This window comes from Methylobacterium sp. Gmos3 (genome assembly GCF_056430985.1).
Genome location: NZ_JBWJYL010000007.1, coordinates 284283 through 308109 on the forward strand (window position 1 = coordinate 284283; position 23827 = coordinate 308109).

Genomic DNA, 23827 nt, shown 5'->3' on the forward strand with positions numbered 1-23827 from the left:
CATCTCCGGCGGCCTCGCGCCGCCCCGTGGTTTGAGACCTTACCCGCCGTAGCGCCGGCAGCGTGGCGGGGTCAAACCGAGGCAATGCCGGAGCAGATGGTGAGGACCACCCGATGAGCTATCGCGCGCCCGTCTCCGAGATGCTGTTCGCCCTGCGCCACATCGCGGGGCTCGAAAGCGTCGACCCGGACGACGCGCGGGCGATCCTCACCGAGGCCGGGCGCATCGCCGCCGACGTGCTGGCTCCCCTGAACCGGGTCGGCGACCGGCACGGGACGCGCTTCGAGGATGGCCGCGTGACCACGCCGCCGGGCTGGCGGGAGGCCTACGCCACCTTCACCGCAGGCGGCTGGAACGGCCTCTCGGCCGACGCGGACCATGGCGGCCAAGGCCTGCCCAAGGCCATCGAGGCGGCCTGCACCGAGATGTGGAGCGCGGCGAACCTCTCCTTCGGCCTGTGTCCGCTGCTGACGCAGGGCGGTATCGAGGCGGTGGCCGCCCATGGCTCGGACGACTTGAAAACGCGCTATCTGGAAAAGCTCGTCTCGGGCGAGTGGCCCGCCACGATGAACCTCACCGAGCCGCAGGCGGGCTCGGACCTCGCCCTGCTGCGCACCCGCGCCGAACCGGCCGGCGACGGCAGCTACCGGATCACCGGCTCGAAGATCTACATCACCTACGGCGAGCACGACCTTTCGGAGAACATCGTCCACCTCGTCCTCGCCCGGCTGAAGGACGCGCCGGCCGGTACGCGGGGCATCTCCCTCTTCCTCGTGCCGAAGGTGCTGCCGGACGGGTCGCTCAACGATCTCCGCTGCTCCGGCATCGAGCACAAGCTCGGCATCCACGCCTCGCCGACCTGCTCCATGGCCTTCGGCGACAACGGCGGCGCCATCGGCTGGCTGATCGGCCAGGAGAACAAGGGGCTGGCCTGCATGTTCACGATGATGAACGCGGCCCGCCTCAGCGTCGGGGTTCAGGGCGTCGGCATCGCGGAGGCCGCGACGCAGAAGGCGCTCGCTTATGCTCAAGAGCGGCGCCAGGGGAAGGCCATCGGTTCCGCCGAGGCCACGAGTTCCATCGTGGCTCACCCGGACGTGCAGCGGATGCTGCTCACCATGAAGGCCTACACCTCGGTCTCGCGCAGCCTTTGCTTCCTCACCGCCGCCGCGCTCGATGCCGCCCATGACGGCGACCCTGGGCCAGAGAGGCAGGCCGCCCATGACAGGGCCTCGCTCCTCACCCCCATCGCGAAGGCCTTCTCCACCGACATCGCCAACGAGGTCGCCTCGCTCGGCGTGCAGGTCCATGGCGGCATGGGCTTCGTGGAGGAGACCGGCGCGGCGCAGCTCATGCGCGACGCCCGCATCCTCGGCATCTACGAGGGCACCAACGGCATCCAGGCGATCGACCTCACCGCCCGCAAGCTGCCCCTGAACGGCGGGGCGACGGCGCGCTCGCAGATCGCCTGGATGCGCCGGGCCGCCGAGGGCCTGCTCAAGAACACGGACCCGGCCTTCGGGCAGATGGCCCCCCGCCTGCGCGCTTCCATCGAATCCCTCGACCGGGCGACGAGCCACCAACTGGCGGCGTTGGGCTCCAACCGGCCGGAGGCGGCGCTGGCCGGGGCGGCGCCGTATCTGCGCCTGTTCGGGCTGGCGCTCGGCGGCGCCTGCCATGCCCGCGCGGCCCTGGCCTCGGCGGCGGCGCTGAAGGACGGCGAGACCGATCCGGCCCACCGCGCCCGCATCGTGCTCGCCCGCTTCTACGCAGAGAACCTGCTGCCGGCGGCCTCCGGCCTGGAGGAGGCGGTACTGGGCGGTGGCGCCTTCACCGAGGATGCCGCCCTGGCGCTCGCCGTTTGAGGAGGGGGGATATGTCCGACACCATCACCATCACCGACGGCGAGAACGGCGTTCGCCTGATCGTCATCGACCGGCCCGAGAAGAAGAACGCCCTGACCGGCGCCATGTACGACGCGCTGCGGAGGGGACTCGAGGAGGCCGACGCCTCAGCGGCGATCCGGGCCGTGGTCTTCGCCGGGCAGCCGGGCGTGTTCAGTGCCGGCAACGACCTCGCGGATTTCCTCGGGCAGGCCCGGAACGGCTTCAGCGACGCGCCCGCGCTGCGCTTCATCCGCCAGCTCGCCCGCACCGACACGCCCATGGTGGCGGCGGTGGATGGGATCGCGGTCGGCATCGGCGCGACGCTGACGCTCCACTGCGACCTCGTCTATGCGAGCCCGGCGGCGCGGCTGCGGATGCCCTTCGTGGAACTCGGCCTCGTGCCCGAGGCCGCGTCGAGCTACCTGCTGCCGCTGCGGGTCGGGCGGCTCAAGGCCACGGAACTGCTGCTCCTCTCCGAAACCCTGGATGCCGACGCCGCCTATGCGCTCGGCCTCGTCAACGCGGTGATGCCCGCCGACATGGTGGTCGAGCACGCCCTCGCGCAGGCGGGCCGCCTCGCGGCCCTGCCGCAGGGGGCGCTGGCCGCCTCGCGAAAGCTGATCCGGGGCGACCGGGAGCGGGTGGAAGCCGCCCTGGAGGAGGAGGCCAAGGCCTTCGACGCGCAGTTGCAATCACCGGAGTCACAGCAGCGGCTGCAAGCCTTCCTGTCGCGCGCCAAGCCCGCCTGAGCCGTGGCCGCGCCCGATCTTTCCGGCAAGGTCTGTCTCGTGGCCGGCGCCTCGCGGGGCGTCGGGCGGGGTCTCGCCCAGGCCCTGGGGGAGGGCGGCGCGACGGTCATCGTCACCGCCCGGTCGAGCGAGACCGGGCCACGTACCGAGATGCGCTCCGAGGCCGTCGAGGACACCGCCCGGATGGTCGACCTCGCCGGGGGGAGGGGCCACCATTACCTCTGCGATCACCGTTCCGAGCGGGCGACGGACGAGATGGTCCACTGGGTGCTCCGTCGCTTCGGCCGGATCGATGTCGCCGCCTGCGCCGTCTGGGGCGGGAACGAGGGGTTCGACGGCGAGCGCTACGCCGACGGCACCGCCTGGGGCACGCCGTTCTGGCGACGCTCGGCCGAACCCTATCTCGCCTTCATGCAGGCCGGACCTTTGCCGGCTTTGCTCTTCGCCCGCGCCGTGGCGCCGGCCATGGTCGCCGCGCGTTCGGGGCTGCTCGCCCTGGTCTCGTTCGGGACGGCGGAGGCCTATCTCGGCGACGTGTTCTACGATTCCGCCAAGGCCGCCGAGAACCGCCTCGCCCTGGCCTTCGCCCGGGAACTCGCGCCCCATGGGGTGACGGCGCTCGGCCTCTCGCCCGGCGCCGTCGCGACCGAGCGCGCGCGCGAGATCGGCGAGGGCGATGTGCCCGAAGAGACCCCGCTCTATGCCGGCCGGGCGCTCGCGGCGCTCGCCGCCGACCCGGGCGTGTCGGCCGTCGCCGGTCAGGTGCTCCATGCGGGCGACCTCGCCCGGCGCTACGGCTTCACCGATGTGAACGGCACCCAGCCCGAGCGACTGCAGATCGGGTGATCGAGCGCGCCCGCGCAAAACGGCCTCAATTGCAGCTCAGGGTTTTTGCCGTGGGGTGTTATGATGCCGAAGGATTTATTTTCCTCGGCTCAGGTTGCGAGGCACTGATGGACCGTAAGTCGGACGTGAACACGGCTCCGCGGGTTCTGCTCGTGTTCCCGAAGTTCTACGAAAACTCGATGTGGAACTTCAAGGAAGCCATGGAGATTCAGGGCGCCCGCGCTGCTGCGCCTCCGTTGGGCCTGATAACCTTGGCCGCAATGCTGCCAGATAGCTGGCAGATCGGCCTGATCAACGCCAATTGCGAGCCCCTCACCGACGACGCGATCCGTGCCGCCGACCTCGTGCTCACGGGCGGGATGCTGCCGCAGGAGCCGGATTGCCTGGGCATCATCGAGCGGTGCCGGGCGCTCGGCACGCCGGTCTGCGTCGGCGGACCCGCGCCGACCTCGACGCCGGAGGTCTATCATCGCGCCGATTTCATCGTGGCTGGCGAGGCCGAGGGGATCCTGCCGGACTTCATCGCCGCCTGGGAGCGCGGCGAGCGCGAGGGCCGCTTCACCGCCGCGAAGTTCAAGGCGGACGTGACGCAGAGCCCGATCCCGCGCTTCGACCTGCTGACCTTCAGCCACTACCTCTACATCGGCGTACAATTCTCGCGCGGCTGTCCGTTCACCTGTGAGTTCTGCGACATCATCGAGCTCTACGGCCGCTCGCCGCGCACCAAGACCGCGCCGCAGATGCTGGCCGAACTCGATCGCCTCTTCGCGCTCGGCTATCGCGGCCATGTCGATTTCGTCGACGACAACCTCATCGGCAACAAGAAGGCGATCAAGCTGTTCCTGCCCCACCTGATCGCGTGGCAGGAGGCGCACGGCTACCCGTTCAAGTTCTCGACCGAGGCGTCCCTCAACCTCGCGGACGATGACGAACTCCTCGACCTGATGCGTCGGGCGAATTTCTTCGCCCTGTTCACCGGCATCGAGACGCCGGACGAGGCGACGCTGATCCAGACGCAGAAGAAGCAGAACACCCGCCGGTCCATCGCGGAGAGCGTGCACAAGCTCTACGAGGCCGGGATGTTCGTGACGGCGGGCTTCATCGTCGGCTTCGACAGCGAGAAGGACAGCATCACCCGCGCCATGGCGACCTGCATCGCCGACACGGGCATTCCCATCGCCATGGTCGGGCTGCTGTTCGCGCTGCCGAACACGCAGCTCTCCCGGCGGCTGCGGCGCGAGGGGCGTCTCTACGCGAACTACGCCGAGACCACGGCCGACCAGGGCGATCAATGCACCCAGGGGCTGAACTTCGTCACCTCACGCCCGCAGCGGGACGTTCTGGCCGATTATCGCGGCGTGCTGGAACAGGTCTACGAGCCGGAGGCCTTCTTCGCCCGCGTGCGCGAACTCGGACGCCGCCTGAACCGGCCGCGTTTCACGGCGCAGCGGATCCGCTGGGGGGCCGTCGCGAAGGATCTCGCCTCCCTCACGCGGATCATGTGGCGGATCACCGTGCGGCGGCCGGACCTCGCCAAGCACGCCTGGAGCGTGTTCGCCGAAACGGCCCGGCGCAACCCGGCCGCGCTTGAGGCGGTGGTCACGAACATCGTGATCTACCTCCACGTCTATCCGTTCTCCCGCTACGTGATGCGGGAGATCGACGCCCGCGTCGCCGCCATCGATGCCGGGACCTGGGTGCAGCCGCCGGTCCTGGCGCCGGACGTGGAGGGCGGCACCAGGGGCAAGGTGGGGAAAGTCGCGGTGGAGCATTTCGCGGCTGTGGCCTGATGGGCTCCGGCGAAGGTCCAACGTTCAGAAAGTCGTGACCTTCGTAACCGCAAATGGGATTGCGCGCGGACGGCTTCGACCGGCGCCGTGACAAATTGTCAGCGGGCGGCTAAGCTTGCGGGAACTCGCGCCTCACCGTGTGGGTCCGGAAGCAGTCAGGAGGTCCGAGAGTTTCTCGATGGCAGGCCAGAAAACGGACCAGCGCGACGTCTATATCGGGCAGCGAATCGCCGAGCAGCGGCGGAAGGCCTCGCTGACTCAACGCCGGGTCGCTCAGAGCTTCGGCATGTCCGCGGCACAACTCCAGAAATACGAGAAGGGGACCAACCGCATCAGCGCGGTCCATCTCGATATCTTCTCCCGGATGATCGGCGTCCCGATGGAGTACTTCTTCCGGGGTATGCCGAATAACGAAGCGGGACCGGACGGGTTTGCCGAAGAGGCACAGGTTCCGTTCGTAGAGGGCGGGCTGACCGGCCTCGCCGACCTCGTGGGCCGCCACATCAACGAGACTTTCCCGGACGACAAGCGACGGGACATCGCCGCCGCCGTTCACATTTTGGAGCGTCGACTGCGCCCCTGAAGGACACACTGTCGTCCTTTAAAACGAACGAGTTCGATGTATCGTCTTGACCGTGCGAAAGACGGGTGGGAAAAGGCCCGCCCTAAGGGTGCGGAGCCGCGACGGCCGGGCGCCCGCGACCACTAGGCGACGAGAGAACCGATGGCGCGCTCGAATTACCTCTTCACCAGCGAATCGGTGTCCGAGGGACATCCCGACAAGGTCAGCGACCGCATCTCCGACACCGTCGTCGATGCCTACATCGCCGCCATGCCGGAGGCCCGGCTCGGCGTCGAGACGCTGACCACGACGAACCGCGTCGTGATCGCCGGTGAGGTGCGCGGCCCCGATTCGGTGACCTTCAAGGATCTCGAGGAACTGACCCGCGCGGCCGTGAAGGACATCGGCTACGAGCAGGACGGCTTCCACTGGAAGAACAACGACGTGCAGATCTACCTGCACGCCCAGTCGGCCGACATCGCCCAGGGCGTGGACGCGGCCGGCAACAAGGATGAGGGTGCCGGCGACCAGGGCATCATGTTCGGCTACGCCTCGGACGAGACGCCCGAGCTGATGCCAGCCCCGCTGTTCTACGCCCACAAGATCCTCAAGGACCTCGCCGACGCCCGCAAGGGCAAGGATGGCGATGCCGCCAAGCTCGGGCCCGATGCCAAGAGCCAGGTGACGGTGCGCTACGAGAACGGCCGCCCGGTCGAGGTGACGCAGATCGTGCTCTCGACCCAGCACCTCGACGAGAGCCTGGACTCGGCCGACGTCCGCGCCATCGTGGAGCCCTACATCCTCAAGGCCCTGCCGCAGGGCTGGGTGAACGAGGGCACCGTCTGGCACGTCAACCCGACCGGCAAGTTCGTGATCGGCGGCCCCGACGGCGATTGCGGGCTGACCGGCCGCAAGATCATCGTGGACACCTACGGCGGTGCGGCTCCGCATGGCGGCGGCGCCTTCTCCGGCAAGGATCCGACGAAGGTCGACCGCTCGGCCGCCTACGCCGCGCGCTATCTCGCCAAGAACGTGGTGGCCGCCGGCCTCGCCTCGCGGGCGACGATCCAGCTCTCCTACGCCATCGGCGTCTCGAAGCCGCTGTCGATCTACGTCGACCTGCACGGCACGGGGAAGGTGGACGAAGCCAAGCTCGAATCCGTCCTGATGGACGCCATCGATCTCTCGCCCCGCGGCATCCGCACGGCGCTCGGCCTCAACAAGCCGATCTACGCCCGCACCGCCGCCTACGGCCATTTCGGCCGGGCGCCCGAGGCGGATGGTGGCTTCTCCTGGGAGCGCACCGACCTCGCCGACAAGCTCCGCTCGACCCTCGCCTGACCCTGCCATGACCGGGAGGGCGGATGTCCCTCCCGCGCTGGAGGGTGAACACGATGACGGCCCGGAGGAGGCGGATCGCGCCTTCTTCGGCCGTCGCAAGGGCAAGCGCCTGCGGGACGCGCAGGAAACCCGCCTCGAAACCCTGCTGCCGGCCCTGAGGATCGACCTGCCGCCGGGGGGCGGCCGGATCGTTCCCCGGACCCTCTTCGGGCAGATGGATGCCCCGCCGGAGGAGATCTGGCTCGAGATCGGCTTCGGCGGCGGCGAGCATCTCGCCGCCCGCGCCGCCGCACACCCCGGGATCGGCTTCATCGGCGCCGAGGCGTTCGTGAACGGCGTGGTGAAGCTCCTCGCCGATATCGAGGCGCGGGGCCTGCCCAACGTCCGCGTCCGCGACGGCGACGTGGCGCCGCTTCTCGCCCGCCTGCCGGATGCCTGCCTCGGGCAGGTCAGCCTACTCTATCCCGATCCCTGGCCGAAGCGGCGGCAGCGCAAGCGGCGCTTCGTCTCCGACGAATCCCTGGCCCAGATCGCCCGCCTCCTGAAGGATGGCGGCGTGTTCCGCTTCGCCAGCGACATCGACGATTACGCCGGATGGACCCTGGCGCGGGTCGCTCGCTGCCCCGATCTGCGCTGGGAGGCGGCCACCTCGCGCGATTGGTTGCAGCCCTTTCCCGGCTGGCCCGGCACCCGCTACGAGGCGAAGGCCATCGCCACCGGACGGCGCCCGACCTACCTCGAATTCGTCCGGAATACCCGCTGACAAGTCGGCCCGGCGACACAGGCAGCCTTGCCGCCGCCACGCTTGAGCCCCATCCTTGGGGCGCGGGGTGGCTGGAATGGATGGCGGCTGAGGACGCTTCGGTCCGGTCGAGCCGCGCGTCCGAGGATTCCTGGCGTGACGGGAAGGACAAAGCACGCGACTGACGCGCGCCAAGCGGCCTTCGATGGCGCGCTGGTCGGCCTCGCCCTGCTCGCGGGCGACGGCGAGAGCGTGCTCGTGGCCAATCCGGCGCTGCACGCCCTCCTGGCGCGGCCGTCGGGCAGCCTCGACGGGGCGCCCGTCTCGGACCTCGCCGCCGATGCGGCCTCTCTCCAGTCCGGCATCCGCGTCTGGCAGCGGGCGGACGGCGTCGAGATCGACGTGCGCGTGCGCCGCTCCGGCGACACGCTGGTGGTCGAGGCGGTAGACCCGGACGAGGCCGCCCATTCCGAGGCGAACCGCGATGCCATGGCCGCGGCCGGGCTCGGCGAATGGCGCTGGGACCGGGCGAGCGGCGACCTAACCCTGTCCCACCGGGCCGCGCGCATCCTCGGCCAGCCGCCGGGACGTTCCGTCACCTGGGGCGTGCTGCGGCCCTTCCTCATCGAGCCCGAGCGGGTCTCGCGGCTGATGGAAGCGGCGGTGGAGAGCCTGGAGCCCTACCGGTTCGAGACGCGCCTCGCCATCGAGGGGCGCGGGATCGTCGTGCAGGTGAGCGGGCAGGCCCTCACCGACGAGGCGGGCGCGTTCAGCGGCATGGTCGGCGTGGTGCAGGACATCACCACCCGCATCGAGACCCGCAGCGAGTTGCAGGCCCACGACCACCGCCTGCGCGCCGCGACGGCGGTGGCCAAGCTCGGCATCTTCGAGTGGCACATGCTCGACGACCACGCGGTCTGGGAGAATGACCGCATGTACGAGATCTTCGGGCACGCGCCCGAGGACGGCACGATCGGCAAGACCGAGTTCCTGAGCGGCATCCTCCATCCCGACGACCGGGCGGCGGTGCGCAAGGCGATCTCGGCGGCCCTGCGCGAGGACCGCGACCTCCACATCAGCGGGCGCATCCGGCGCAAGTCCGATGGGGCGTGGCGCACCATCGACATGGCGGGCCGGTTCGAGCGCGACGCCCCCGACCGGCTGCCCCGTCGCCTGATCGGCGTGGTCGCCGACGTGACCGACCGCCGCCTCGCCGAGGAACGGCAGACCCTGCTGATCCGCGAGTTGCACCACCGGGTGAAGAATACCCTGGCCACGGTGCAGGCCATCGTCGGCTCGACGGCGCGGACGGCGACCGACATCGACAGCTTCTATGAGGCGTTCGTCGGCCGCATCAAATCGCTGGCCCACACCCACTCGGTTCTCACCGAGGCGACGTGGCAGACGGCCTCCCTCACCGGCCTCCTCGTCAACGAACTGCGCCCCTACGCCGAGGTGGCCGAGGCCGGCGGCGAGGACGGGCGCGTCGTCCTCGAAGGGCCATCCATCGATCTGCCCTCCGACATCGCGGTGCCGGTGGGCATGGCGATCCACGAGCTCACCACCAACGCCGCGAAGTACGGGGCGCTCTCGAACCGCACCGGCCGCGTCACCGTCGCCTGGGGTCTGGAACCCGGCGGCCCCGCCGGCACGCTGCGCCTCACTTGGCGCGAGAGCGGCGGACCCGTGGTGCAACCGCCCCGCCGCCAGGGCTTCGGCTCAAGGCTGCTGCACCGGGTGCTGATCACCCAGGTCCAGGCCGAGGTGACGACCGATTATTCGCCCGACGGGTTCTCCCTCACCATGCGCGCGCCGCTGCCGGTGCGGAACGCGAGCCTCAACCCGCTGGCCTGAAGCAGGGCTCCGCCATTGACTTCCGCGCCGCAGCGCAGCATATGCGGCATGCAGCGTCAGCGGCCGCATCGATGGACCGCCTGAGGGGGCTGCGTGACGGACGGGCTTCAGCGCCGCGGTCCGGCCCCCCTCTTCATAACGTGCATGCACCCGGACGGCCCCATCACGCGGGCTTTCCCCACTCGATGGACCGCCCAAACGGTGCCGCAGCCTCTCGCGCGGCCGGCCGGTCTGCTGCGACGGATATCACCTTGACTCAATTCTCCGATTTCGGCCTCGCCACGCCCGTGCTCCGGGCGCTCGAGGAGGCCGGCTACACCACGCCGACGCCGATCCAGGCGCAGGCCATCCGCCCCGCCATGGAAGGCCGCGACCTCTGCGGCATCGCTCAGACCGGCACCGGCAAGACCGCCGCCTTCGCCCTTCCGATCCTCCACCGCCTCAGCTTGGAAGACCGCCGCCCGCCCCGTCGCGGCTGCCGCGTCCTCGTCCTGTCGCCGACCCGCGAGCTGGCCAACCAGATCGCCGATTCGTTCTCCGAGTACGGCAAGCACCTGCGCTACACGAACACCGTGGTGTTCGGCGGCGTCACCATCGGCCGCCAGGAGCGGGCGCTGGCGCCGGGCGTCGACATCCTCGTGGCCACGCCGGGCCGGCTGATCGACCTCGTCGACCGCCGCTCGCTGACCCTCGAAGGCGTCGAGATCCTCGTCCTCGACGAGGCCGACCAGATGCTCGACCTCGGCTTCATCCACGCCCTGAAGCGCATCGTGCGGATGCTCCCCGCGAAGCGCCAGAGCCTGTTCTTCTCGGCCACCATGCCGAAGAACATCGCCGGCCTTGCCGCGCAGTACCTCAATGACCCGGTGCAGGTCGCGGTGACGCCCGTCGCCACCACGGCCGAGCGCGTCGAGCAGCAGGTGATCTTCGCCCATACCGGCGCGAAGCAGGCGCTGCTCGCCCACATCCTGCGCGATCCGGCCATCGACCGGGTGCTGGTCTTCACCCGTACCAAGCACGGCGCCGACCGGGTGGTGCGTGGCCTCGACAAGTCCGGCATCGCCGGCGCCGCCATCCACGGCAACAAGAGCCAGCCCCAGCGCGAGCGCGCCCTCCAGGCCTTTCGCGATGGCGAGTGCCGCGTGCTCGTCGCCACCGACATCGCCGCGCGCGGCATCGATGTCGATGGCGTCAGCCACGTCGTGAACTTCGACCTGCCGAACGTGCCGGAGAGCTACGTCCACCGGATCGGCCGCACGGCCCGCGCCGGCAAGGATGGTCTCGCCATCTCGTTCTGCAACGACGAGGAGCGCGCCTACCTCCGCGACATCGAGCGCCTGACCCGCCAGAAGGTGCCGGTCGTCGGCTTCCCCGAGGGGTTCACGGCTCCCTCCGGCGAGGCTGCCGCCGAGATCGCCCGCGAGGAGGCCCGCCGGCCCCCGCGCCAGCAGCAGCAGCCGCGCGGCGCTCGCCCGCAGGACGGTCGCGGCCGTCCGGGCCAGGGCCGTCCGCAGCAGGGTCGCGCCGAGGGCTCCCGTCCCGGTGCCGGCCCCGGCCAGCATCGCCAGGGTCAGAACGGCCAGGCGCGTCCGGCCGAGGGACGTCCGCACGGCCGCCCCGCGCAGGGCGCTCGCCCGGCGCAGGGTCGTGACGGCCAGGGCCGCGACGCCCGCCCGCAGCAGCCGCGCTCCGGCCGGGACAACCGTCCGCGCCAGGGCGAGGCGTCCGGCCGTGGCGGCAATGACGGCCGCAGCATCGGCTGGCTCGACCGCGCCCCGCGCTCGTAACCGCCCCGTCTTCCGACGGGCCGCATCGACCTTATCTTGAGGCCACCCGGCCGCGACGCGTCCCGCGTCGCGGCCTTTTTCGTGGGAGACGGTGATGCGCTTCGAACTCTACCGGGATGCCGGCGGCCAATGGCGCTGGCGCCTGCGCGCCCGCAACGGCGAGATCATCGCCGAATCGGGCGAGGGCTATGTCCGCCGCGAGGATTGCGAGCACGGCATCAACCTCGTGCGCCAGAGCGCCGAGGCGAAGATCGAGGACATGACGACGAAGATCGCCTGAGAGCCGTTTGACTCCCTCCTCACGCCGCCGATATTATGACCATATGGTCATTCTCTGGAGGGTGGCGTGAGGAGCGTTCCGATCGTCGAGGCCAAGGCGCATTTCTCGGCTCTGCTGGCCGAAGTCGAGGCCGGCGCGGAAATCGCCGTGACGCGCCATGGCAGGATCGTGGCGCGGATCGTCCCGGATCACCCCCGGAGTGCGGCCGACCTGTTCCGCGACTTCTGGCCCTCCGCAGACTCGATCGATCTGACGGCGCCCGAGGACCCTCCGGCGGAACCGGTGGCGTCCTGGGACGCGTGAGCCGTGCCGCTCCTGTTCCTGCTGGACGCGAACATCGTCATCGCCGCGCTGAAGGGACACCGTGAGGTACGCAGGCGCCTGGAAGCCGAACCGGCGGCGGCGCTGCGCCTCTCTACCATCGTGCTGGGCGAACTGGAGTTCGGCGCGGAGAAGAGCGCCTATGGCGACCGCAACCGCGCCAACTTGGCCGCTCTGACGGAGCGCATTCCCGTGGTCGGGATCGATGCGGAGACGGCCCGTTGCTATGGCCGCATCCGCGCGCATCTCGAACGGCAGGGCACGCCGATCGGGGCAAACGACACTTGGATCGCCGCCCAGTCCGTCGCCATCGGCGCAACGCTGGTGACGGACAATCTCCGCGAGTTCTCCCGCGTGCCCGACCTTCGTGTGGAGACGTGGCTGACGACGCCGGAGAAGTGACGCGAACCGCCCATCGCGTCCGGGCCCGCCCTGCGCTATGGTGCCGGTTCGGCACGGTCGGCGTCAGATCCGGCTGGCCGCGAGGAAACGCGGACCTTTCGCCATGAACGATATCGCCGAGCGTCACGCGGAGGCGCGTGCGTCGCGTGACCTCTGGCAATCGATCCCGCTCGATTGCATCCTGTGCGCGGTGTTCGTGTTCGTCGCGGCGGGGCTCACGCTCGCCGGGGTGTTTCCTTGAGGGCGGCCCGATGCAGGTTTCCGGCACTGCGGACGAGACCACCGAGGGGATGCCTCAGGGCGACCTGACGGTGCGCACCATCGCCATGCCCGCCGACACCAACGCCAACGGCGACATCTTCGGCGGCTGGGTGCTGTCGCAGATGGATCAGGCGGGCGGCATCGCCGGGGTCGAGCGGGCGCGGGGCCGGGTCGTCACCGTGGCCCTCGACGGCATGACCTTCCTGCGCCCCGTCTCCGTGGGCGACGTGCTCTGCGTCTATACCCGCGTGTCGCATGTGGGCCGCACCTCGATGAAGATCGAGGTCGAGGCCTGGGCGCGGCGCTTCCGTACCCAGCACCGGGAGAAGGTCACGCGGGCGACCTTCACCTTCGTCGCCATCGACGACGAGGGCCGCCCGCGCGCGATTTCTACTTGATCACCCCGCAGGCGATGCGGTCGCCCGCGCCGCCGATGGGCTGGGTGGTGTGGTCGTCCTCGTTGGCGTGGATGATCAGCGCCGAGCCGTCGCCATCCTTCAGCCCGCCCTCGCCGGTCAGGGCCGTCTCGGACGAGACCTCGGCATTGGCCGAGCCATCCTGATTGGCGAAGATGTTCGGCAGGTCGCCCTCGTCCGGCCCGTCCGGGTTGAGCAGGCCGTGCTTGCTCTGATCGTGATTCACGTGGGCCTTGGAGTTCATGAACTTCGGATCGGAGCAATCTCCGACCGCGTGGAAATGGATGCCGTGCCAGCCGGGCGGCAGGCCGCCGGGCTGGATGGTGACGCGCATGACCAGGGAATTCGCCCCGTCGCGGATCGCGAGCTTGCCGATCGTATCGCCCTTGGCGTTCTTGATCGGGCTCTCATAGGTCTCGGGGGTGGCGGGTTTGGCCGCGTCCTTCGCTGGCTCCTGCGCCAGAGCCCCGCCTGCCGCGAAACATCCCAGTGCGGCGAGCAGCGTCAACGTGCGTGTCATGCGATGGCCCTCTTCTCTGGCCGCGGTTAGGTAGGGGTCGCGGGCGGCGCCGACACCCCCGCATGAGACCGGAGCACGATGACCCGCGAGCGGCAGAGGGCCGACCTCTATCTGGTGGAGCACGGCCATTTCGAGAGCCGCGCCCGGGCGCAGGCCGCCATCCGCGCCGGGCGCGTGCGGGTGGGCGGGCGCGTGCTCGCCCGCGCCTCCGAGACGATCCCGCCGGGCGCGTCGGTGGAGGCGGAGCCCGAGCACCCCTTCGCCTCGCGCGGCGGGCTGAAGCTCAGCGCCGCCCTCGACGCCTTCGGCCTCGATCCGGCGGGCCTGCCCTGCCTCGATGTCGGCGCCTCGACCGGCGGCTTCACCGATGTGCTGCTCACGCGCGGGGCGGCCCATGTCGACGCGGTCGATGTCGGGCGCGATCAGCTCCACCCGCGCCTGCGGGCCGATCCGAGGGTGACGAGCCGCGAGGGTGTCGATATCCGCAACCTCGAACCCGGCAGCCTCGATCCGGCCCCGCGCCTGGCGAGTGTCGATGTGAGCTTCATCTCCCTGCGACTCGTCCTGCCGGCCCTGTGGCCGCTGCTGGCGCCGGGGGCGTCCCTCGTCGCGCTGATCAAGCCGCAATTCGAGGCGGGGCGCGAGCGGGTCGGGCGCGGCGGGATCGTCCGCGATCCCGAGATCCATGCGGAGGTCTGCGCGATGGTGCGCGGGCTCCTGGAAGGCCGGGGGGCCGTGATCCTCGGCCTCGTGCCGTCGCCCGTCGAGGGTGGGGACGGCAATGTCGAATTCCTGATTGGGGCGAAGCTGCCGTGAGCGAAAGCGTCGAGATCATCCGCCTGGGCGCACGCGGCGACGGCATCGCGCAGGACGGCACCATCGTGCCCTACACCCTGCCGGGGGAGCGCGCGTCGATCCGCCGGGAGGGCCAGAGGGCCGAACTCGTGGAGATCGAGCGGGCGTCGCCGGAGCGGGTGGAGCCGTTCTGCCCCTACTTCATGCGCTGCGGCGGGTGCCGCACGCAGCACCTCGCCCGCGATGCGGAGCTCGCCTGGAAGCGCGGGATCGTGGCGAACGGCCTCGCGCAGGCGGGGCTTCCCGTGGCGCCGGAGCCGACCCTCGACGCTCACGGGGCGGGGCGACGGCGGATCACGCTGCATGTCCGCTTCGTCGAAGGGCGGACGGAGGCGGGGCTGATGGAGGCGCGCAGCCACGCCCTGGTCGATCTCGATCATTGCCCGATCACCGTGCTGGCCCTGCACCGCGCGCCGGATATCGCCCGCGCCCTGTCGGTGCCGATCGGCGGCGGGCGCAAGCCCCTCGACGTGGCGATGACCGCCACCGACCAGGGGCTCGACGTCGACATACGCGGCCACGGGCCGGTCTCTCCGGGTTCGAGTGCCGCCCTCGTGCGCATCGCGGGGGAACTCGGCCTCGCCCGGCTTTCCCTTCACGGTGAGCGGCTGATGGAGGCGGAGCCGGTCTCGGTCTCCGGCGAAGGCGGGCGGCTCTTCCCGTCACCCGGCGGCTTCCTTCAGGCGACGGCGGCGGGGCAGGCGGTGCTCACCGGCCTCGTCCTCGACGCCCTCGGCCCGAAGGTGAAGAAGGTCGCCGACCTGTTCTGCGGCTGCGGCCCGCTGGCGCTCGCCATGGCGAGCCGGGCCTCCGTCCACGCGGTGGAGGGCGAGGCCTCGGCGCTCGCCGGGCTCGACCGCTCCGTGCGGGCGGCGACCGGCCTGAAGCGCATCACCCAGGAGCGGCGCGACCTGTTCCGCCGCCCGCTCCTGCCCCTCGAACTCAAGGCCTACGACGCCGTGGTGTTCGATCCGCCCCGCGCGGGCGCCGAGGCGCAGGCGAAGCAGCTTGCCGCCTCCATCGTGCCCCTCGTCGTCGGCGTCGCCTGCGATGCCGGCACCTTCGCGCGCGATGCGGCGACCCTGGTCGCGGGGGGCTATCGGCTGGAGCGGGTGACGCCGGTCGATCAATTCCGCCACGCCGGCCATGTCGAGATGGTCGGCCTGTTCCGGCGGGAGAAGCCGAAGCGATAGGGCGAGGCAACTGCCGCGCGCATCGCACGTTTTGCCCGGCGACGGAGACCCGGACGATGCGTGCCAAAAGCCTTTCCCACAAGCGCCTTGCCCTGCTGATCATCTCGCTCGTCCTGCCGGGTTCGGCCCTGGCTCAAGCCCGAGTGGCCCCGGACGAGACCGGCACGGGAGGCGGCCCGCGCTCGACCATCACGGCCCCCAACACGAACAGCCTCGGCGTGACGAAGCCCCCGGGCACGTCGATGGGACCGGGTGAGGTTCCCTCCGCGCGCGAGCGCCGGGAGGAGCGCAGCCAGACGAACCGGATCGAGAACAGCATCTGCAGCGGCTGCAACTGAGCCGCGCGGACAGCGCGGCTGTCACTGAAGCTTCAAGAAACGGCGCCACATGCCCTCGGCCCCTTGCGCCTTCCGCTCGCCTGCGGGATGCGAGGTCCGCCACAGCCGCCGCGTCCCTGAAGAGATTCCCGCGTGATCTTCATCCATCAGCCCGCCACGGAGGCCGGGCAGCGTCTGCTCGAACGCCGGGCCGTGAACCTTCAGGACGTGATCCCGGAGGACACGATCTGGCTCGACCTGATCCGGCCCACCCGCGAGGAGGAGCTGAAGGTCGAGGAATTCGCCGGGATCGAGGTGCCGACCCGCGAGGAGATGAAGGACATCGAGCCGTCCGAACTCCTCTATATCGAGGACGGCGCCCGCTACATGACCGGGCGCGTGCTCTCGAAGGTCAGCGATTCGGAGGAGCCGGGGCTCGCCGGCATCACCTTCATCCTGCGCGGGACCCGGCTCATCACCGTCCGCTACGAGGAGCCGCAATCGTTCCGCATGTTCGCGCAGCGGGCCGGGCGGGCCATGGGCAACGGCCAGCCCACCATCGCCACCGGCGACGCCATCCTCGCCGGGCTGATCGAATCGGTGATCGACCGGGCGGCGGACGTGCTCCAGCTCCAGGGTGAGCGGATCGACCGCCTGTCGGGGTCGATCTTCGAAGTGCAGGACGACCCGAGCGCCCGCAACACCGCGCTGCAGGATACCCTCCGGGCGCTCGGCCGGCACGGGGACCTGATCTCGAAGCAGCGCGAGAGCCTCGTCTCGATGGAGCGCATCCTGCTCTCGCTCTCGGCGACCTACCGCACCAACAAGGCGCCCCGCGACCTGCGCGAGGACGTGCGCTCCACCCTGCGCGATCTGCAATCGCTGGAGGAGCACGCGACTTTTCTCTCCACCAAGATCCAGTTCCTGCTCGACGCGACCCTCGGCCTCGTGAACCTGGAACAGAACAACATCATCAAGCTGTTCTCGGTCATGGCCGTGGTGTTCATGCCGCCGACGCTGATCGCGTCGATCTACGGCATGAACTTCAAGAGCATCCCCGAACTGGATTGGTCCTTCGGCTACCCGATGGCCGTGGTGATGATGGTGGTGGCGGCCGTGCTGCCCTACGCCTTCTTCCGCTGGAAGAAGTGGCTGTAGCGGGCGGGACCCCGAGGGGCGTAGCGCCCCCCGGAGGACGGCGTCCTCACGCGGTGGTGATGTACTCGCGCAGGGCCTGATGCTCGGCCTCGACGGTGGCGATGCGGCGGGCCACCACGTCGCCGATGGAGACGATGCCGATGAGGCGTCCGTTCTCGCAGACAGGGAGGTGGCGGAAGCGGCCGTTGGTCATCAGCTCCATCACGTCCTCGATCGTCGTGGAGCGGTTGCAGGTCGTGACGGTGGTGGTCATGTGGTCGCCGACCGGGGCGTCGAAGGTGGCGGCGCCGAGCCGCGCCAGCGCACGCATGATGTCGCGCTCCGAGACGATGCCGGCGACCGTCCCGTCGGGATGCGCGACGACGAGGGCGCCGATCCGCTTCTCCGCCAGGATGTGAATGACGTCCCCGAGAGACTTGTCCGGGCTCACCGTGGCCACGGAAGTCCCCTTCTCGGATAGGATACGCGCGACGGTCATCGACCCCTCCCTTTTTCGCCGGTTGGGTGCGCCGTCAGCCCCGGCGCACCGGTTGCGACATCCGGCCGGGTTCGTCCCGGCTCTCGATCGTTCCGGAGTGTGTGACCGTTCCACCGCCCTGGCAAGGGCGCCGGTCACGGCCGTGGGGGAGATTTCCTGTCGAGGAGGGGGAAGAGCAGGAAGCCGGCGACGAAGCCGCCGAGATGCGCGTCCCAGGCCACGGAGGCGTTCTCCGCGCCGAGCGGCAGGCTGACGAGGCCGAACAGCAGGTTGGTCACGAGCCAGATCGCCAGGAACGACACCGCCGTGCGGTTTCGCAGCAATTCGGGGATCGTCTCGGCCGGGCGGTGCACCGGGACCTGCCAGGGCTGGGCGCCGTAGGCCGAGGCCGGCGGCTGGAACACGAACCGCGCGGCGGCGGCCATCAGGGCCGAGATGCCCGCTGAGGCGCCGACCAGCGGCGTCGCGCTCAGCGGGTCGACGAGGATGTGCAGCACGCCGCCCGCGAGGATGCCCGCCAGCGCGACCGCGCCGTAGCGCCACGCGCCGCAGCGCCGGGCCACGGGCGTGCCGAAGGCCGCGAGCCACACGCAATTGAACAGGACATGCATCCACGAGCCGTGGAGCAGGCCGTAGGTCGCCAGCGTCCACGGCTCCAGGCTCTGCTGGCCGGTGACGTAGCGCGCGAAGGCCTCGCGCATCGCGCCGAGATCGGCATCGCCCGAACCGGCCGCCTGGATCACCTCCGCGACGCGGCTCGGGTCGAACCACACCGTCCAGCGGGCGGGGACCAGGGCGAGATCGAGCACGACCTCGATGTCGCGGACGTCGGAGATCAGGTACTCCCGAATCGCCTGGATCGCGATGAGCACCGCGATGGAGGCTGTGACCACCCCCGGCATGTTGAAAACCGGGGCACGGCTCTGGCGGGGGAGGTCGGGCGAAGCGTCCATCGCCCCACATGTTGGCACGCGGGAGTTGCGGACAAGCCCACTCTGCTGTGAGAAGGCGATTCCGCAGGGCGCAACCTCTTCTTCCCGTTGTGTTGTGCGACTCGACACACGCTTCAGTGGTGATCAACCTTAACCAAAGCGTAACTCGTCGGATGCATCGGCGCGCCCGAGGGCATAGGGATTGCGGAATGGGCCGGTAACCGCCCGATGCGCGGTCGGGAACGTCGTTCAGGCGTTTCGGAACGGGCATCCACGAGGCATCTTTGTACCGATCCGGGACAGATATGAAGCATCCCACGAGTCATCTGCTTCACGCTTACTGGGAAAAGCTCCGCGGTGATCGTGCCGCGCCGGAGCGGGCCGAGATCGAGCCCGGCGAAATCCGTCACCTGCTGGCGGATAGCCTGATTCTGGAACTCGACGTGCCGGCGCGCTCCGCGATCATTCGCCTCGCGGGAACGCGGGTCTGTGCCCTCTACGGCCGGGAGCTGCGCGGGCAGCCCTTCTCCGCCCTGTGGGGCGACCGGGCCGCCGATGCGTGGCGCCTCGCGGAGACGGTCGCCCTCGACACGCTCGGCGTCGTGGCGGGCCTGCGCGGCGTGAACCGCGCGGAAGAGGGGGTCGATCTCGAACTCCTCCTCCTTCCCCTCCGGCATCGGGGCCGCCCGCATGTCCGTGCGCTCGGGGCGCTGAGCTTCGTCGGCGCGCCGCCCTGGCTCGGCCTGAAGCCGGTGGAGCGGGCGGAAACCACCTCCTTGCGAATCCTGGCACCGCGCAGCCGCGGCGCCCGCCCGCCCGCGTCCGGGCCCGGCGAGGGGATACGCCGGGTGCTGATGCCTGACACACCAGTTCGGCGCGGGCATCTGATGGTCCACCCCGGCGGCCGTGCATGATTGACGCGCAGCAATCCGCGAAAGGATCGACAGGAACCGTAGCGGTGAAGGCTTTCCGTAACTGGTGATCTCTAGGGTTGCCGTAGCGAAGCTTATACGGCGACTGATCTAGGCATGATCGCGGTGGATGCCGGCCCACTCCAGACTTTGAGAAGCCGCCCCGTCGTGGGCGTGGCGTCGGATCGTCGCCAGCACCAGCGCGTGCGCGTGTCCGTCCTCGGCCGCTACATGCTGTCCGACCGGCGCGAATACCCCTGCCAGACCGTGGACATGTCTCCCGGCGGCGTCCGCCTGACCTGCGCCGTCCTGGGCGAGATCGGCGAGCGGGTGGTGCTCTACCTCGAATTCATCGGCCGGATCGAAGGGGTCGTGGCCCGGCACACGGCCGGCGGCTTCGCGGTGCGGCTCGCGGCGACGGCACGCAAGCGCGACAAGCTCGCCTCTCAGCTCACGTGGCTCGCCAACCGCGAGATTCTCGGCCTGCCCGAAGGCCGGAGCCACGAGCGTGTCGTGCCGGACAAGCCCGGCGTCATCCTCAAATTGGAGAACGGCCGCGAGGTCGCGGCGCGGCTCATCGACATCTCGCTTTCGGGCGCGGCCATCTCCTGCAGCGCGACCCCGCCCATGGGCAGCATCGTCACGGTGGGCAGTACGCCCGGGCGGCTGGTGCGCGTGTTCGAGGGCGGCATCGGCGTGCAGTTCATGCTGCCGCTCTCCCCCGACCGCTTCCATGCGGGGATGACCCTGTAAGAATACGGCTCAGATCTTCTTGGCAAGTTCCGCCGCCGTCTGGTCGGCCGGGCGGGAGATGTCGAGGGCGCCGAGGAAGCGGTTCTGCGCGTCCATCACGTACACGATGGCCGTGTGCTCCATGACGTAGTCGCCCTTCTGGTCCGGCACCTTGCGGGCATAGGCCCGGTACGCCTTCTCGACGGCGGTGATCTGCTCCGGCGTGCCGGTGAGGCCGGTGATGCGCGGATCGAAGCTCGACAGATAGGTCTTCAGGCTCGCAGGGTCATCGCGCTCGGGATCGACGGTCACGAAGGCGACCTTCATGTTCTTGCCCTTGGGGCCGAGGGCGGCGAGCACGTCGGAAATCTGTTGGAGCGTCGTCGGGCAGACGTCGGGGCAATGGGTGAAGCCGAAGAAGACGAGGTGCGTCGCCCCGCCGAAATCCTTCTCCGTCACCGTGCGCCCGTCCTGATCGACGAGGGTGAACGGGCCGCCGACGGTGGCGGTGCCGACGGATGTCGCCTCCGGCCGCAGCATGACGAAGGCGGCGGCGGTGATGCCGACGAGGCCGAGGCAGAAGGCGAGGAGCGGGATGAGGGCGCGGCGCATGGCGTGTAAGGACCCCGGCACTGGTGTGCCGGGGTGGTGCACGGAACCAACCCACTCTTCAACCCCGCACGTCGCCGCCGGGCCATGCGGACCGGCTCAGGGCTTACGGGCGGGCTCGGCGGACTGTGCGTCCTTCGGCTTCTCCTTGCCGAGGTAGATGTATTCCGGCGCCGCGCGAAGCTGATCCTTCGTGGTGTCGATGGTGGCCTTCAATGTATCGTTGTCGCCCCGCGCGACCTTGATCGCGGTGGGATCGATGGCGACGTATTTCGCGCCGATCCCCAGGAAGCCGCCGACGCCGACGATCCAGGCCTTCACCTGCTGCTTCTCGTCGAGGACGAGATCGGCGATCTGGCCGATCGTCTCGTTGGCGCCGTTGGTGACGCTGAGGCCCACGAGCTTGCTCGACACCATGTCGGAGGGCGCCTGGGCGACGAATTTCGGGCGCAGGTCGTCGGAGAGGGTCGCCGGCTTGGCGGCCACGGGACCGCCGGCCGCCGGGGTGTCGGCGTTCTGGGCGAGGGCCGGGACGAGGGCGGCGGTGACGAGGGCCGTCGCCAGGGCGACGGTCGCGAGCGTGTTGCGCATGGTGCGGGAGCCTTCCGGTCGGGCAGCCGCGTCGGCTGCGACGCCCGCTCAAGGGCCAGCGACGGCGCCCGGTTCCACGCGCGATGTTGAAAACATTGCGCTTTGCCGGCTGAGCGGCGATAGCCCATGGTCGATGCCCCGCCTGACCCTCTACCAGCCCGACATCCCGCAGAATGCCGGCACGATGATGCGCATGGCCGCCTGCCTCGGCCTGCCCGTGGAGATCGTTGAACCGGCGGGGTTCGACGTGTCGGACCGGCACCTGCGCCGCTCCGGCCTCGATTATCTCGACCATGTCGCCATCACCCGTCACCGCTCCTTCGCGGCCTTCGAGGCGTGGCGGCGGGAGGCGGGGGCGCGGCTCGTGCTCGCCACCACGAGCGGGGCCGTGCCCTACACGGCATTCGCCTTCCGCCCCGGCGATTGCGTGATGGTCGGGCGTGAATCGGCCGGCGTGCCCGAGGCGGTCCACGCCGCCGCCGATGCCCGCGTTCTGGTGCCGATGCGCTCCGGGATGCGCTCCCTCAACGTCGCCGTGGCGGCGGCGATGATCATCGGCGAAGCCCTCCGTCAGGTCGGGGACGCAACGGATCGCCCCGAGCGGGCTTGACCCGTCAGATATCGCCCGACGCGCCCGACAGAGAGCAGCCTTGCCGGACCAGCCAAGCCCCCGCCCGTCCCGTCGCCACGCCGATCTCGGACCCGACTTCTACGATGTCGTGGCCCCGGCGCGCTTCCCGACGACGGTGCTGCGCCATCGCAACCAGCCCTGGGCCGAGCGGGTGGGCCTCGGCGGGCTCACCGACGAGCAATGGATCGCGCATTTCGGCCGGTTCGAGCCGTTGCCGGGCAGCTTCGAGCAGCCCCTGGCGCTGCGCTACCACGGGCACCAGTTCCGCTCGTACAACCCCGAACTCGGGGATGGGCGCGGCTTCCTCTTCGCGCAACTCCACGACCTGAAGGACGGGCGGCTCCTCGACCTCGGCACCAAGGGCAGCGGCACCACGCCGTGGTCGCGCACCGCCGACGGGCGCCTCACCCTCAAGGGCGGCGTGCGCGAGGTGCTGGCGACCGCCATGCTGGAAGCGCTGGGCGTCTACACGTCGAAGTCCTTCAGCCTGATCGAGACCGGCGAGGACCTGATCCGGGGCGACGAGCCGTCGCCGACGCGCTCCTCGGTGCTGGTGCGGCTCTCGCATGGGCATATCCGCATCGGCACGTTCCAGCGCTTCCTCGCGCTGGAGCAGCCGGAGAACGTCGGCAAGCTCCTCGATCACACTATCGCCACCCACATGCCGGAACTCTGGCGCGACAGCGTCGAAAATCGGGCCGCCGCCTTCCTGGAGAGCGTGACGGAACGGGTGGCGCGGATGGGCGCGCAATGGGCGGCGGCGGGCTTCGTCCACGGGGTGCTCAACACCGACAACATCAACGTGACCGGCGAGAGCTTCGATTACGGGCCATGGCGCTTCCTGCCGGCCTTCGACCCGAACTTCACGGCGGCGTATTTCGACCAATCCGGCCTCTATAGCTTCGGCCGCCAGCCCGAGGCCCTGTTCTGGAACCTGTGCCGGCTGGCCGATTGCCTGCTCGCGCTCACCCCGCAGGCGCGGCTGGAAAAGGCCCTCGAAGGGTTCGGCCCGGCCCTGCAAGACGGCTTCGCGCGGGCGCTGTTCGCCCGGCTCGGCCTCGCTCCGGCGCCTCAGCCCGAGACCGACCGCCTCGTCGCCGCGATCTGGCGCTTCCTCGGCGACAGCCGGGCGCCGTTCGAGCGGTTCTTCTTCGATTGGCGCGGGGGCCTCGCCAGCGCCGAGCGTGCCGCCGCGAGCCCGAGCGCGGGCCATTACGCCTCCGAGGGTTTCGCCCCGGTGCGGGCCGCCCTCGAGGGCGTCGAGGCGTCGGCGGAGGCGAGGCTGGACCACCCGTATTTCGTGGGCGAGCCCTGCACGATGCTGATCGATGAGGTCGAGGCGCTCTGGGCCCCCATCGCGGAGCGGGACGATTGGTCGGTCTACGAGGCCAAGCTCGGGCGGATCGCCGCGATGGCGGATGCCTACGGCACCGCGCCCGCGCCGGTCTGATCGGCCTGCGCCTCGGCTTCGATCCGGCGGCGCTCCTCGGCATGGCCGGCGGCGATGGCCATTTCCATCAGCCGCCGCGTCAGGCGCAGGACCAGCCAGAACAGGGCGAGGCAGAACAGGGTGGCGGCGGCGGCCTTGAGTGGATCCACGCGTCTCCCCTATTGCGGCATGGCCGACCGGAATGGACGGTTGCGCCCCACATAGAGCAGGTGC

At 70.1% G+C, this 23827-nt stretch carries 28 protein-coding genes; 22 read left to right on the plus strand and 6 right to left on the minus strand.

Features of this window, described 5'->3' with window-relative positions:
* The first annotated feature begins 113 nt into the window (after nucleotides 1–113).
* The 14 genes from ACS5Q7_RS16575 (at nucleotide 114) to yciA (ending at nucleotide 13219) form a co-directional block, all read left to right on the plus strand.
* Entirely contained in the window at nucleotides 114–1865 is a 1752-nt protein-coding gene (locus tag ACS5Q7_RS16575; protein WP_478340395.1) for an acyl-CoA dehydrogenase, read from the plus strand.
* A gap of 11 nt (nucleotides 1866–1876) precedes the next feature.
* Nucleotides 1877–2635 (plus strand): enoyl-CoA hydratase-related protein, encoded by a 759-nt coding sequence (locus tag ACS5Q7_RS16580; protein WP_478340396.1) that lies wholly within the window; start codon nucleotides 1877–1879, stop codon nucleotides 2633–2635.
* 39 nt (nucleotides 2636–2674) lie between these two features.
* Complete coding sequence (locus ACS5Q7_RS16585) at nucleotides 2675–3481, plus strand: SDR family NAD(P)-dependent oxidoreductase (RefSeq protein ID WP_478340497.1); 807 nt, start codon at nucleotides 2675–2677, stop codon at nucleotides 3479–3481.
* Between the two features lie 107 nt (nucleotides 3482–3588).
* Entirely contained in the window at nucleotides 3589–5271 is a 1683-nt protein-coding gene (locus ACS5Q7_RS16590; protein WP_478340397.1) for a B12-binding domain-containing radical SAM protein, read from the plus strand.
* 178 nt (nucleotides 5272–5449) lie between these two features.
* Nucleotides 5450–5854: a helix-turn-helix domain-containing protein gene (locus tag ACS5Q7_RS16595; protein ID WP_478340398.1), complete on the plus strand. Its 405-nt coding sequence runs from the start codon at nucleotides 5450–5452 to the stop codon at nucleotides 5852–5854.
* 141 nt (nucleotides 5855–5995) lie between these two features.
* Nucleotides 5996–7174, plus strand: coding sequence for a methionine adenosyltransferase (metK, locus tag ACS5Q7_RS16600; RefSeq protein ID WP_478340399.1), 1179 nt, complete (start codon nucleotides 5996–5998; stop codon nucleotides 7172–7174).
* Between the two features lie 7 nt (nucleotides 7175–7181).
* Nucleotides 7182–7937: a tRNA (guanine(46)-N(7))-methyltransferase TrmB gene (trmB, locus tag ACS5Q7_RS16605; RefSeq protein WP_478340400.1), complete on the plus strand. Its 756-nt coding sequence runs from the start codon at nucleotides 7182–7184 to the stop codon at nucleotides 7935–7937.
* Between the two features lie 135 nt (nucleotides 7938–8072).
* Nucleotides 8073–9770, plus strand: coding sequence for a sensor histidine kinase (locus ACS5Q7_RS16610; protein WP_478340401.1), 1698 nt, complete (start codon nucleotides 8073–8075; stop codon nucleotides 9768–9770).
* A 251-nt stretch (nucleotides 9771–10021) separates the two neighbouring features.
* Nucleotides 10022–11557, plus strand: coding sequence for a DEAD/DEAH box helicase (locus tag ACS5Q7_RS16615; protein ID WP_478340402.1), 1536 nt, complete (start codon nucleotides 10022–10024; stop codon nucleotides 11555–11557).
* 94 nt (nucleotides 11558–11651) lie between these two features.
* Nucleotides 11652–11837, plus strand: a complete 186-nt coding sequence (locus tag ACS5Q7_RS16620) for a YegP family protein (protein ID WP_243952373.1) — start codon at nucleotides 11652–11654, stop codon at nucleotides 11835–11837.
* 66 nt (nucleotides 11838–11903) lie between these two features.
* A complete protein-coding gene (locus tag ACS5Q7_RS16625) occupies nucleotides 11904–12140 on the plus strand; it encodes a type II toxin-antitoxin system Phd/YefM family antitoxin (RefSeq protein WP_478340403.1) in 237 nt (78 codons plus the stop codon).
* A 3-nt stretch (nucleotides 12141–12143) separates the two neighbouring features.
* On the plus strand, nucleotides 12144–12560 hold the full coding sequence (locus tag ACS5Q7_RS16630; RefSeq protein ID WP_478340404.1) for a PIN domain-containing protein: 417 nt from the start codon (nucleotides 12144–12146) through the stop codon (nucleotides 12558–12560).
* A gap of 103 nt (nucleotides 12561–12663) precedes the next feature.
* Nucleotides 12664–12801 carry a hypothetical protein gene (locus ACS5Q7_RS16635; protein WP_243952376.1) on the plus strand — a complete coding sequence of 46 codons (138 nt, stop codon included), beginning with the start codon at nucleotides 12664–12666 and terminating at the stop codon, nucleotides 12799–12801.
* Nucleotides 12802–12811: 10 nt separating this feature from the next.
* Complete coding sequence (gene yciA, locus ACS5Q7_RS16640; RefSeq protein ID WP_478340405.1) at nucleotides 12812–13219, plus strand: acyl-CoA thioester hydrolase YciA; 408 nt, start codon at nucleotides 12812–12814, stop codon at nucleotides 13217–13219.
* Here yciA and ACS5Q7_RS16645 read toward each other — a convergent pair.
* Nucleotides 13212–13757, minus strand: a complete 546-nt coding sequence (locus ACS5Q7_RS16645; protein ID WP_478340406.1) for a superoxide dismutase family protein — start codon at nucleotides 13755–13757, stop codon at nucleotides 13212–13214. The genes yciA and ACS5Q7_RS16645 overlap by 8 nt on opposite strands.
* 78 nt (nucleotides 13758–13835) lie before the next feature.
* Between ACS5Q7_RS16645 and ACS5Q7_RS16650 the strand changes: the two genes are divergently transcribed.
* The 4 genes from ACS5Q7_RS16650 to ACS5Q7_RS16665 all read left to right on the plus strand — a co-directional run bounded on the left by ACS5Q7_RS16650 (nucleotide 13836) and on the right by ACS5Q7_RS16665 (nucleotide 17280).
* A complete protein-coding gene (locus ACS5Q7_RS16650) occupies nucleotides 13836–14573 on the plus strand; it encodes a TlyA family RNA methyltransferase (protein ID WP_478340407.1) in 738 nt (245 codons plus the stop codon).
* On the plus strand, nucleotides 14570–15805 hold the full coding sequence (locus ACS5Q7_RS16655) for a class I SAM-dependent RNA methyltransferase (protein WP_478340408.1): 1236 nt from the start codon (nucleotides 14570–14572) through the stop codon (nucleotides 15803–15805). Before ACS5Q7_RS16650 ends, ACS5Q7_RS16655 begins: the two co-directional genes overlap by 4 nt.
* A 56-nt stretch (nucleotides 15806–15861) precedes the next feature.
* On the plus strand, nucleotides 15862–16143 hold the full coding sequence (locus tag ACS5Q7_RS16660; RefSeq protein WP_478340409.1) for a hypothetical protein: 282 nt from the start codon (nucleotides 15862–15864) through the stop codon (nucleotides 16141–16143).
* A 132-nt stretch (nucleotides 16144–16275) separates the two neighbouring features.
* Complete coding sequence (locus ACS5Q7_RS16665; protein WP_478340410.1) at nucleotides 16276–17280, plus strand: magnesium transporter CorA family protein; 1005 nt, start codon at nucleotides 16276–16278, stop codon at nucleotides 17278–17280.
* Nucleotides 17281–17326: 46 nt separating this feature from the next.
* Here the strand turns inward: ACS5Q7_RS16665 and ACS5Q7_RS16670 are convergent, their stop codons facing one another.
* Nucleotides 17327–17758 carry a CBS domain-containing protein gene (locus ACS5Q7_RS16670; RefSeq protein ID WP_478340411.1) on the minus strand — a complete coding sequence of 144 codons (432 nt, stop codon included), beginning with the start codon at nucleotides 17756–17758 and terminating at the stop codon, nucleotides 17327–17329.
* A 134-nt stretch (nucleotides 17759–17892) separates the two neighbouring features.
* Nucleotides 17893–18711 (minus strand): rhomboid family intramembrane serine protease, encoded by an 819-nt coding sequence (locus ACS5Q7_RS16675; protein ID WP_478340412.1) that lies wholly within the window; start codon nucleotides 18709–18711, stop codon nucleotides 17893–17895.
* A gap of 284 nt (nucleotides 18712–18995) precedes the next feature.
* Here ACS5Q7_RS16675 and ACS5Q7_RS16680 point away from each other — a divergent pair, with 284 nt between their 5' ends.
* Nucleotides 18996–19604, plus strand: coding sequence for a PAS domain-containing protein (locus tag ACS5Q7_RS16680; protein ID WP_478340413.1), 609 nt, complete (start codon nucleotides 18996–18998; stop codon nucleotides 19602–19604).
* Nucleotides 19605–19718: 114 nt separating this feature from the next.
* On the plus strand, nucleotides 19719–20354 hold the full coding sequence (locus tag ACS5Q7_RS16685) for a PilZ domain-containing protein (RefSeq protein WP_478340414.1): 636 nt from the start codon (nucleotides 19719–19721) through the stop codon (nucleotides 20352–20354).
* Nucleotides 20355–20363: 9 nt separating this feature from the next.
* On the opposite strand, the gene ACS5Q7_RS16690 is transcribed toward ACS5Q7_RS16685, so the two are convergent.
* Nucleotides 20364–20945, minus strand: coding sequence for an SCO family protein (locus tag ACS5Q7_RS16690; protein WP_478340415.1), 582 nt, complete (start codon nucleotides 20943–20945; stop codon nucleotides 20364–20366).
* A gap of 96 nt (nucleotides 20946–21041) precedes the next feature.
* On the minus strand, nucleotides 21042–21533 hold the full coding sequence (locus ACS5Q7_RS16695) for a PRC-barrel domain-containing protein (RefSeq protein WP_478340416.1): 492 nt from the start codon (nucleotides 21531–21533) through the stop codon (nucleotides 21042–21044).
* 133 nt (nucleotides 21534–21666) lie between these two features.
* Between ACS5Q7_RS16695 and ACS5Q7_RS16700 the strand changes: the two genes are divergently transcribed.
* Together ACS5Q7_RS16700 and ACS5Q7_RS16705 are read left to right on the plus strand one after the other, a co-directional pair.
* Nucleotides 21667–22143, plus strand: coding sequence for a tRNA (cytidine(34)-2'-O)-methyltransferase (locus tag ACS5Q7_RS16700; RefSeq protein ID WP_478340417.1), 477 nt, complete (start codon nucleotides 21667–21669; stop codon nucleotides 22141–22143).
* Nucleotides 22144–22183: 40 nt separating this feature from the next.
* The gene (locus ACS5Q7_RS16705; protein WP_478340418.1) at nucleotides 22184–23614 is read left to right on the plus strand and encodes a protein adenylyltransferase SelO; all 1431 of its coding nucleotides are present in this window, start codon (nucleotides 22184–22186) and stop codon (nucleotides 23612–23614) included.
* Here the strand turns inward: ACS5Q7_RS16705 and ACS5Q7_RS16710 are convergent.
* A complete protein-coding gene (locus ACS5Q7_RS16710) occupies nucleotides 23587–23763 on the minus strand; it encodes a hypothetical protein (RefSeq protein WP_478340419.1) in 177 nt (58 codons plus the stop codon). The two genes, ACS5Q7_RS16705 and ACS5Q7_RS16710, sit on opposite strands and share 28 nt — an antisense overlap.
* Nucleotides 23764–23827: the final 64 nt, after the last annotated feature.

Coding starts and splice junctions, on each gene's coding strand:
- ACS5Q7_RS16670 (WP_478340411.1), bottom strand. CDS start 17,758: ATGACCGTCGCGCGTATCCTATCCGAGAAGGGGACTTCCGTGGCCACG.
- ACS5Q7_RS16635 (WP_243952376.1), top strand. CDS start 12,664: ATGAACGATATCGCCGAGCGTCACGCGGAGGCGCGTGCGTCGCGTGAC.
- ACS5Q7_RS16680 (WP_478340413.1), top strand. CDS start 18,996: ATGAAGCATCCCACGAGTCATCTGCTTCACGCTTACTGGGAAAAGCTC.
- yciA (WP_478340405.1), top strand. CDS start 12,812: ATGCAGGTTTCCGGCACTGCGGACGAGACCACCGAGGGGATGCCTCAG.
- ACS5Q7_RS16645 (WP_478340406.1), bottom strand. CDS start 13,757: ATGACACGCACGTTGACGCTGCTCGCCGCACTGGGATGTTTCGCGGCA.
- ACS5Q7_RS16620 (WP_243952373.1), top strand. CDS start 11,652: ATGCGCTTCGAACTCTACCGGGATGCCGGCGGCCAATGGCGCTGGCGC.
- ACS5Q7_RS16590 (WP_478340397.1), top strand. CDS start 3,589: ATGGACCGTAAGTCGGACGTGAACACGGCTCCGCGGGTTCTGCTCGTG.
- ACS5Q7_RS16695 (WP_478340416.1), bottom strand. CDS start 21,533: ATGCGCAACACGCTCGCGACCGTCGCCCTGGCGACGGCCCTCGTCACC.
- ACS5Q7_RS16660 (WP_478340409.1), top strand. CDS start 15,862: ATGCGTGCCAAAAGCCTTTCCCACAAGCGCCTTGCCCTGCTGATCATC.
- ACS5Q7_RS16690 (WP_478340415.1), bottom strand. CDS start 20,945: ATGCGCCGCGCCCTCATCCCGCTCCTCGCCTTCTGCCTCGGCCTCGTC.
- ACS5Q7_RS16700 (WP_478340417.1), top strand. CDS start 21,667: ATGCCCCGCCTGACCCTCTACCAGCCCGACATCCCGCAGAATGCCGGC.
- ACS5Q7_RS16580 (WP_478340396.1), top strand. CDS start 1,877: ATGTCCGACACCATCACCATCACCGACGGCGAGAACGGCGTTCGCCTG.
- ACS5Q7_RS16650 (WP_478340407.1), top strand. CDS start 13,836: ATGACCCGCGAGCGGCAGAGGGCCGACCTCTATCTGGTGGAGCACGGC.
- ACS5Q7_RS16685 (WP_478340414.1), top strand. CDS start 19,719: ATGATCGCGGTGGATGCCGGCCCACTCCAGACTTTGAGAAGCCGCCCC.
- ACS5Q7_RS16675 (WP_478340412.1), bottom strand. CDS start 18,711: ATGGACGCTTCGCCCGACCTCCCCCGCCAGAGCCGTGCCCCGGTTTTC.
- ACS5Q7_RS16595 (WP_478340398.1), top strand. CDS start 5,450: ATGGCAGGCCAGAAAACGGACCAGCGCGACGTCTATATCGGGCAGCGA.
- trmB (WP_478340400.1), top strand. CDS start 7,182: ATGACCGGGAGGGCGGATGTCCCTCCCGCGCTGGAGGGTGAACACGAT.
- metK (WP_478340399.1), top strand. CDS start 5,996: ATGGCGCGCTCGAATTACCTCTTCACCAGCGAATCGGTGTCCGAGGGA.
- ACS5Q7_RS16575 (WP_478340395.1), top strand. CDS start 114: ATGAGCTATCGCGCGCCCGTCTCCGAGATGCTGTTCGCCCTGCGCCAC.